General features: G+C 41.7%; 9 protein-coding genes. 8 read left to right on the forward strand and 1 reads right to left on the reverse strand.

The genetic code is table 11. The annotated features are described in order from the left end of the window. Positions 1–11: 11 nt before the first annotated feature. From fabD to VMW78_09230, 5 genes are all read left to right on the forward strand, one after another. Positions 12–953 (forward strand): ACP S-malonyltransferase, encoded by a 942-nt coding sequence (fabD, locus tag VMW78_09210; protein ID HUV51181.1) that lies wholly within the window; start codon positions 12–14, stop codon positions 951–953. A 112-nt stretch (positions 954–1,065) separates the two neighbouring features. Next, on the forward strand, positions 1,066–1,428 hold the full coding sequence (dksA, locus tag VMW78_09215; GenBank protein ID HUV51182.1) for an RNA polymerase-binding protein DksA: 363 nt from the start codon (positions 1,066–1,068) through the stop codon (positions 1,426–1,428). After that, positions 1,418–2,284, forward strand: a complete 867-nt coding sequence (locus VMW78_09220; GenBank protein HUV51183.1) for a PHP domain-containing protein — start codon at positions 1,418–1,420, stop codon at positions 2,282–2,284. Before dksA ends, VMW78_09220 begins: the two co-directional genes overlap by 11 nt. A gap of 208 nt (positions 2,285–2,492) precedes the next feature. After that, the gene (rnc, locus tag VMW78_09225; GenBank protein ID HUV51184.1) at positions 2,493–3,200 is read left to right on the forward strand and encodes a ribonuclease III; all 708 of its coding nucleotides are present in this window, start codon (positions 2,493–2,495) and stop codon (positions 3,198–3,200) included. Next, positions 3,184–4,209, forward strand: a complete 1,026-nt coding sequence (locus VMW78_09230; protein HUV51185.1) for a radical SAM protein — start codon at positions 3,184–3,186, stop codon at positions 4,207–4,209. The genes rnc and VMW78_09230 overlap by 17 nt, the downstream gene beginning before the upstream one ends. 22 nt (positions 4,210–4,231) lie before the next feature. Here VMW78_09230 and VMW78_09235 read toward each other — a convergent pair whose 3' ends face one another. Beyond that, on the reverse strand, positions 4,232–6,643 hold the full coding sequence (locus VMW78_09235) for a PBP1A family penicillin-binding protein (protein HUV51186.1): 2,412 nt from the start codon (positions 6,641–6,643) through the stop codon (positions 4,232–4,234). A gap of 471 nt (positions 6,644–7,114) precedes the next feature. On the opposite strand from VMW78_09235, the gene hisI reads away from it, so the two are divergent. The 3 genes from hisI to VMW78_09250 all read left to right on the forward strand — a co-directional run. Further along, positions 7,115–7,492, forward strand: coding sequence for a phosphoribosyl-AMP cyclohydrolase (gene hisI, locus VMW78_09240; protein HUV51187.1), 378 nt, complete (start codon positions 7,115–7,117; stop codon positions 7,490–7,492). After that, entirely contained in the window at positions 7,489–8,364 is an 876-nt protein-coding gene (hisG, locus tag VMW78_09245) for an ATP phosphoribosyltransferase (protein HUV51188.1), read from the forward strand. Before hisI ends, hisG begins: the two co-directional genes overlap by 4 nt. Positions 8,365–8,408: 44 nt before the next feature. Continuing rightward, on the forward strand, positions 8,409–8,818 hold a 410-nt coding region (locus VMW78_09250), incomplete at its 3' end, for an aminotransferase class I/II-fold pyridoxal phosphate-dependent enzyme (protein HUV51189.1).

The following is an 8,818-nucleotide window of genomic DNA, read 5'->3' on the forward strand; positions in this document are numbered from 1 at the left end:
ATTAGAGGATTATGGTAAAAAAAACAGCATTTCTTTTTCCAGGCCAGGGGTCTCAGTCAATCGGCATGGGTCTTGAGCTTTATCAGGAATACGATTTTGTGCGGGAAGTTTTTGACATGGCAGAAGAGATCACGAAGATACATTTATCAAGACTCTGCTTTAATGGCCCCATGGAAGATCTTACCCAAACCGTTAACCTTCAACCCGCTGTAACTGCCGTGAACCTTGCCTGTCTTGCCGCAGTGAAAAAGGAGGGGGTAAAAGCTGATATTACGGCTGGTCACAGTCTCGGCGAATATAGCGCGCTGTATGCATCGGGGGCTGTTTCAAAAGAGGATGTGTGCAGCCTTGTTTTAAAGCGGGGAGAGTTGATGCACAGGGAATCTACCAGGCATAAAGGGGCTATGCATGCAATCATTGGACTTTCGATAGATGCTGTTGATAAACTTGTTAAAGAGGTCCGGGCAGAAGGGGTTGTGGCTGTGGCAAATCACAATACTGCATATCAAATCGTTATAACCGGCGCTCCTGCTCAGGTTGAGAAGGTTTCCTCGCTTGCTTCCTTACAGGGAGCAAAAACAATCCCTTTAAAGGTAAGCGGGGCATGGCACAGCGAATTGATAAAAGGGGCTGAAGATGAATTCAAGGGATTTCTTGAAACCGTTCCCTTTAATGCGCCTGAGATACCCATAGTACATAATGTTACTGCGGACTTTGCAATGAATTCGGATGAAATTAAGGAAGTTATGGCAAAACAGTTTTGCAGCCCTGTCAGGTGGTATGATTCAATGCGCAGGCTGATGGATGAAAAGGTAGAAATTTTTGCAGAGATCGGCCCGGGGAAGGTGCTTGCCGGTTTGTTAAAAAAGATTTTGCCGGAAAATTATCCCTGCAAAATCTATAATATAAACAACATGAAGACTCTTGAAGCTTTTCTTAAAGAGATTACTTAGCACTCTGAATTCGACTTTTTACGACATCATCAAATTTTATCTTTACTAATAGATTAAATTATGTTTAAAGATTAATTTTTTAAAATCATTATAATTTTTTGAGAGATTGACTATGAAAAAGAATGATGTAGAATTTTTTAAAGAATTTCTAACCTGTCGGCTGGAAGAGCTTTTGAACCACGCGGATGATGCTGTTTCCGGCATGACCGTTCAGAAAGAGAATTATCCGGATCCAACGGATCGCGCCTCCCTTGAGGAGAACCGCAATTTTATGCTTCGTATAAGAGACAGGGAAAGCAAGCTGATAAAGAAGATTAAAAAAGCCCTTGATCGCATTGATGACGGCACCTTCGGAATTTGTGAAAAGTGCGGAGAAGATATTTCTGTTAAACGTCTTAAGGCCAGACCCGTTACCACACAATGTATTGGATGCAAAACCGAAGAGGAGTCTCTGGAAAAAGCTCTTGGATTATAAAAAGTATGTGGGGATAGATCTTCACATCCACTCTACAGCTTCGGACGGAACACTCTCTCCCCCGGAAATCATTTCCCTTGCCCATAGTCTTAACATGGGCGCTATTTCAATAACGGATCACGATACTATTGACGGCTCAAAAGAGGCGTTTGCCCTTGACATACCCCCTTCCTTGAAACTTTTAGCTGGTGTTGAAATTAGTGTATCTTCCAATTCGCGGCTTCCCTATACAGGAAGCTTCCACATGTTGGGCTATTCTATCAGGCTTGATGATCCGGCTTTGAACCGGACGCTTGATATGCTTCAGGAGGCCAGGAGAAATCGGAACCCAAGAATTGTTAAGTGTCTTAATAATCTGGGGATAAATTTTTCTTTAAAAGATGTTGCGGATGAATTTGGCGAAGGCCAACTTGGAAGACCTCATATTGCCCAGCTTATGGTAAAAAGAGGTTTCGTGAAATCGTTTAATGAAGCATTTGATAAATATCTTGGGGCCGGCAGGCCGGCATATATTGATAAATATCGCCTTGACTGCGGACAGGCAATTGAGATTATACTTGCTGCAGGAGGTATTCCCGTACTGGCTCATCCCTTTTTTATGCACATTGAAAATAAAAACCTCTTTGAAGATTTTATTGTAAACCTGAAGGAATTAGGCCTTAAGGGGATAGAGACCTATTATCCCGCTCACTCGCCTGATCTAACCGCCTTTTATGTTGAAATTGCAAAACGTTATGACCTGTTGATGACCGGAGGGACCGATTTTCACGGTTCTATTAAACCTGATATAAAAATAGGATCAGGCAGGGGCGATCTTTTTGTACCTTATGAACTTTATGAGAAATTAATAAAGTGAGCTAAAGTGCCTAAAGTGCCTAAAGTTAAGGAATCCTGTTTGTTTTGACGTTATGCACTTGAATCAGCTTGTCAAGCGTACATGCCAGTGTCCGGCAGGGTTTCAAGTAACTGAACAAAAGTCAAAATTGGCAGCGCCGAAGGCGCATTCCTTAACTTTAGGCACTTGTAACTTTTAGTTTAGGCACTTCTAGTCATCAGGAAATGAAATGAAACAGATAGATCTTTCTGAATTTGAACAAAAATTTCTATATAAATTTAATGATATCAATATCCTTGATGAAGCTCTCAGCCACAGTTCGTTTGTCAATGAACAGCCTGGCACAGACATGAAAGATAACGAACGGCTTGAATTTTTGGGAGACGCCGTATTAGACCTTGTTATTGGGCATATTCTCATGCGGCGATATCCGGATATAGATGAGGGTGATCTGTCCAGAATGCGCGCTATCCTTGTTAATGAATCTCAGCTTGCAACCATTGCGGATAAAATAGAGTTGGGTCGATATATTAAATTAGGCAAGGGAGAGATTCAGACAAACGGCAAGGAAAAGAAATCAATTCTGGCTGATACGTTTGAGGCCGTTATTGCTGCTGTATATCTGGATGGCGGGTTTGACGCGGCATTTAAAATTATAGACGCTCATTTTTCATCCCTCTTTCATCTTGTTTCAGCCCCTGCAGCGGATCATGATTACAAAAGCCGGATACAGGAACTTGTCCAGGAAGCCCATAATGAAGCACCTGTTTACAGTGTCATAAGTGCAAGCGGACCGGATCATGACAAGACATTCAATGTGCAACTTAAGGTTTACGAAGTAGTTGTAGATGGTAGCGGCAAAAGTAAAAAGATCGCCGAGCAGGATGCAGCTAAAAAAGCGCTTGAAATTTTAATGAAAAATGACAATAACACATAAGCCTTTTATTATTCCTGTTTTTCTTCCCAATGTCGGATGTCCTCACCAGTGTGCTTTTTGCAATCAGACCGCAATAACAGGTAAAAAGCGAAAAACAATTTCCGCTGAAAAGCTTGGCTCGTACATTAATGAGTTTCTGAATTACAGAAGACCCTGTAGGAAAGGGGTCCAGATCGCATTCTACGGCGGAAATTTTTTAGGGCTGAAAAGTGATTATGCCGGCTCATTACTTAACGAGGCATCAAAGTTTGTAAGCCAGGGAAAGGTTGACAGCATAAGGTTTTCCACCAGGCCTGATACTGTAAACAATGAGCGGCTTGATTCTATAAAGGATTTTCCGGTTGCAACCATTGAACTTGGTGTTCAGTCCATGGATGACCGTGTGTTGACAATGGCCATGCGGGGACACAGCTCTGTTGACACGGAAAAAGCTGTTTGTTTGTTAAAAGAACGAAATTATGAGATCGGACTGCAGATGATGGTGGGGCTGCCCGGTGATGACGAAACAGGGGCTCTTGAAACAGGCCGCAGGATTGCAGAGATGAAGCCTGGTTTTGTCAGGATTTATCCCACTGTCGTCCTTGTCGGCAGTGTTCTTGCCGATTGGTATAAAAAGGGTGAATATGTTCCGTTGCCCCTTGAACAATGCGTAACCCTTGTAAAGAATCTTTATTTATTGTTTAAAAAAAACAGGATTAATGTAATACGCATGGGGCTTCAGGCGTCGGAGGGCCTTGACAAGAGGTCAACAATGCTGGCAGGGCCATATCATCCAGCCTTTGGTGACCTTGTATATTCTGAAATCTTTCTTGATAAGGCTGAATCTATACTGGAATCAAAAGAAAAATTACATGATATAATTTCAATAAAGGTTAATCCGAAAAATATTTCCAAAATGAGGGGCTTAAAAAACAGGAATATCAAAATACTAAAACAAAAATTTCACGTCAGATCGGTTGAGATTATACCTGATATGACGCTTTCAGAGAACATGCTGGAGATTGATTGAGGGTAATCATTATGAATTCGACTCACATGTCTGATTTATAAAACTGTTCAGGTTCTGTTATAGAATCCGATTTTTTTGTATATTCTGTTGGAACGGTTCCTTCCTTGAAGCATTCAAAAATTGTCTTTTTAGACTCAACAGCAGGCAGCAGACCTGTTTCAGCATCAATTTTTGAGAAAACAATCCCTTCCGGCACATTAAAAATTCTGACAGGTTTATCTTTAAGAATTTTTTTCATAAAACCAAGCCATATAGGGCTTGCCGCTCTGGAACCTGTTTCCGCCTTACCAAGGCAGTTTTCATCATCAAAACCCACCCAGACGCCTGTAATATAACGCGGCGTATATCCAACAAACCAGGCATCATGCAGATTGTTAGTTGTGCCGGTTTTGCCTGCAGCCGGTCTGTTTAATGCCCGCACCCTGCGGCCGGTTCCATTATTGACCGCACTTTCAAGAAGGCTTGTCATGATATAGGCCGTGTTCGCTTCTATTACCTTTTTCTTTTCAGGTTTTATTTGTTCTATAACATTTCCATCTCTGTCAACAATTTTCGTAATAAAGACAGGTTCCACAAGATAACCGAGATTGGCAAAAACCGAATATGCCCTGACTATCTCGAACAAAGATACTCCTGAAGAACCAAGGGCTAATGAAAGATCTCTGTTTAAATTCGAGGTAATACCGAGCTTCCTGGCGTAATCTATGGCATAGTCAATGCCAATATCTCTTAGAATCTTAATAGTTATAACATTGCGCGATTTTGCAAGAGCATCGCGTAAAAGGGTGGGGCCGTAAAATTTTTCTCCATAGTTCTTAGGTTTCCAGGTGAAGTCACGCTCCGTGTCCTGGAAAACAATGGGTGAATCAATTATTATGCTTGCAGGTGTATATCCCTTGTCAAGCGCTGCCGCATATATTATCGGTTTAAAAGCCGATCCAGGCTGTCGTCTTGATTGCGTGGCTCTGTTAAACTGGCTTTCCCGGAAACCCAGCCCCCCTATCATTGCCTTTACAAGACCTGTTTCATTTTCAACACACAGCAAGGCAGCCTGGGCATTTGCTTTCTGCTCAAGGGCAAGCTCCCATATATCTGAATTTTCTGTTTTACCTTTAATTCTGGCCAGAATAATATCTCCTGTTTTTAGAGCATCTCCTGGATGTTCGAGCCTGCATTCATAGTGGGGGACCTCGGGGTCTGGTTTTCTTGCCCAGCGCATATCGGCAATTTTTATTATACCCCGGGCATTTCCAATGCGAACAGTCGCGGTATTATTAATGTTGTCAATTGAGATTACAACGCCTGTGACGATTTTTTCTTCAGCAACAAGGTCTTTTTCTTTATCCAGCTCATTTTGAATTTCTTGTGAAAAGGCTTCGATTTCTTCCACGGCAATATGCTTTAAAGGCCCCCGGTAACCCTGACGTTTATCAAGAGCTATCAAGCCTTTTTCTATTTCTGCCCGGGCTGTTTTTTGCGTATCAATATTTATGGCCGTATAAATTTTTAGCCCCTCCCTGTATAAGGTGTCAGGGCCATATTTTTTTTCAATGTAACGTCTTATATGTTCCGTGTAAAAAGGAGCTTCATTAATAAACCAGTTACGTTTGGGCTTTATATCAAGCTTTGCATTTATGGCCTCCGCGGCTTGAATATTGGTTATATAGCCTTCGGCAACCATTCGATTTAAAACATATATCTGGCGCTGTTTTGCTCTTTCAGGATATCTGAAAGGGGAATATCGGCTGGGAGCCTGGGGTAATCCTGCCAAAACAGAGCATTCGGCAAGGTTAAGCTCTTTGACCGGTTTATTGAAATAATTTTCGGAAGCCGCTTCTACTCCATATGCCCCATGCCCTAAGTATATTTGATTCAGATACAAAAAAAGTATTTCTTCTTTAGTAAATGTTTTGTCTATTCTATATGCCAGGATAGCCTCTTTTATTTTCCGGCTGTAACTTCTTTCCGGTGTTAAAAAAAAGGACTTTGTAACCTGTTGCGTAATAGTGCTGCCGCCCTGAACAATGGTTCCTGCTTCGATATTTTTTAAAAAAGCTCTGACAATGCTGGAAAAATCTATTCCTTTGTGTTTTAAGAATCTCGCGTCCTCTGCGGCGATAAAGGCGTCAATCATTACCTGCGGGATATCAGGCAAAGGAACCACAATTCTGCGTTCTTTATAAAACTCGGCAATCTTTGTGCTGTTGTCGGAAAAGACCGTTGTGATCAAAGGAGGACGGTAATCTGCCAGAGAAGATATTTGAGGAAGATCTTTACACAGGTAAAAATAAATGCCGGCAGCTGAAAATCCTCCGAATATTATAAGGAAAAGTATTGACCATAAAAGGAATCTGACAATTTTTAAGAAATAGCTGTCCTGTTCCTCTCTGGCGCGTTTTTTTAATATCTGTGAGGCGTTTTTAAGTTTTGTCATAATCTATTGCAAATCACCGATTGTATCGTAAAAAGTGAAAAAACTACTTTTATGAAATGTGTCAGGTATTAGGTGTCAAGAAACCCCTTAAACTATTATTACTAACAAATGGCTACCTCTTAAGCAAGGGATATTCAGCACAGATTATATGAATTTTCTTTTAGGTGATTGATTAAGTCCGGACACCTGTGTTAAAAGTATAAAATGGACTTAGAAAGCTTTCATAGCCATGCTCACGCGGTTTTATTTTTTTTATGCGCGACACTTGGTATCAGCGTCACAACCAAGGCCAACAGATGGCGTGCCCCTCGTGGTTCAAGCCTTTTTAATTACCATAATAGTATCTATCGCAGAATATTCGGGCTGTAATCGCTGATTTTATTTTGATGCTATTGACATTGTTTCATATCGAAGTTACTTTAAAAATTTGATTTTTGTAACAGTTTAGCTTTTTAAAGAGGAAAATATATTATGATCAAACTTGATTTCAGTAAGCTGGGCGGTCTTTTGCCGGCCATAGTCCAGGATTATCAAAGCAACGAAGTGCTGATGCTTGCTTTTATGAATGAAGAAGCATGGGCGGCCACGCTTTCCACGGGCAAAGCCACCTATTATAGCCGCACCCGCAAGGAATTATGGGTAAAAGGCAAAACATCAGGAAATATGCAGATTGTAAAGGAAATCAGAATTGATTGTGATAATGACACTGTGCTTTTGAAAGTTGAGCAGATCGGCGGAGCCGCGTGTCACATGGGATATAAGAGCTGTTTTTTTAAAAAAATTGAACATGGGTCGATCAAGGTTATTGGGAAACCCGTGTTTGACCCTGAGGAGATATATAAAAAATGAAAACAAAATTAAAACTGGGAATTCCCAAGGGAAGTCTGCAAAACGCTACAATCGCGCTGTTCAAGCGCTCAGGGTGGACGATTAATGTCAACGGCAGAAGTTACTTTCCTGAAATCAACGACGATACAATAGAATGCACCATATGCAGGGCTCAGGAAATGTCACGTTATGTTGAGAGTGGAACTCTTGATGCAGGGCTTACAGGCAAGGACTGGATAGCTGAAAACAGTTCCGATGTTCATGTTATAAGCGACCTTGTTTATTCCAAGGTTAGCGCGCGGCCCGCGCGATGGGTTCTCGCGGTTCCTTATGATTCTCCGATCAAGAAAATCGAGGATCTTCAAGGAAAGAAGATCGCGACCGAGCTGGTGGAATTTACAAGAAGATATTTTGCCGAGCGTGGGATCGATGTAATCGTTGAATTTTCGTGGGGGGCGACCGAGGCAAAGGTTGTTTCAGGGCTTGCGGATGCCATTGTAGAGGTTACGGAAACCGAAACCACCATAAAGGCGCATGGTCTTCAAATTATCCACGAATTGATGCAGACCAATACCCGGTTGATAGCAAATCACAATGTTTGGAAGAACCCTGAAAAGAGAGAAAAGCTCGAACAGATTGCTCTTTTGCTAAAAGGAGCTCTTTTAGGTGAAAAACTAGTCGGACTTAAGATGAATGTTCCTGAAACACTTCTTGAAGATGTTGTATTGTTGCTGCCGAGTCTTAATGCTCCAACGGTCTCTCCTCTTTACAAGTCAAAATGGTTTTCGGTTGAGACAGTGGTTAGCTCGGATAAAGTAAGGGAGCTTATACCAAAACTGTTAAAAAGCGGAGCCGAAGGTATAATAGAATATCCGCTAAATAAGGTTGTATAGGGATTAGAGGATTAGAGGATTAAGGATTAGGGGATCAGGTTAAAATGATGTCAAAGCGGACAAATGAGATGACCTCCTTTATTGTTATGGATGTTCTCGAAAAAGCCGGCGACATGGAGCGCAACGGGATTCATATAATTCACCTGGAGGTTGGAGAGCCTGACTTTGATACCCCCGAGTGCATCAAGAAAGCCGCCTGCAAAGCTCTTGATGACGGCCATACTCATTATACGCACAGTCTTGGTCTTATTGAGCTCAGAGAAGCAATTTGTGAGCACTATTTCAATGAATACAACGTGTCCATAGACCCGGGCCAGGTACTGGTATCTTCCGGGACATCTCCCGCCATGTTTATTATGTTTTCAGTTCTTTTAGAACCCGGCGATCAGGTCATTATTTCAGATCCGCATTATGCATGTTATCCTAATTTTATCAGGTTTGTGCAGGGTGAGCC

This window comes from Anaerolineae bacterium (assembly GCA_035529315.1).
Lineage (GTDB): Bacteria > Desulfobacterota > Desulfobacteria > Desulfobacterales > ETH-SRB1 > Desulfaltia.

Bases quoted from the DNA above. Each gene is read 5' to 3' on its own strand.
- fabD (HUV51181.1), top strand. From the start codon at position 12: ATGGTAAAAAAAACAGCATTTCTTTTTCCAGGCCAGGGGTCTCAGTCA.
- dksA (HUV51182.1), top strand. From the start codon at position 1,066: ATGAAAAAGAATGATGTAGAATTTTTTAAAGAATTTCTAACCTGTCGG.
- rnc (HUV51184.1), top strand. From the start codon at position 2,493: ATGAAACAGATAGATCTTTCTGAATTTGAACAAAAATTTCTATATAAA.
- VMW78_09230 (HUV51185.1), top strand. From the start codon at position 3,184: ATGACAATAACACATAAGCCTTTTATTATTCCTGTTTTTCTTCCCAAT.
- VMW78_09235 (HUV51186.1), bottom strand. From the start codon at position 6,643: ATGACAAAACTTAAAAACGCCTCACAGATATTAAAAAAACGCGCCAGA.
- hisI (HUV51187.1), top strand. From the start codon at position 7,115: ATGATCAAACTTGATTTCAGTAAGCTGGGCGGTCTTTTGCCGGCCATA.
- hisG (HUV51188.1), top strand. From the start codon at position 7,489: ATGAAAACAAAATTAAAACTGGGAATTCCCAAGGGAAGTCTGCAAAAC.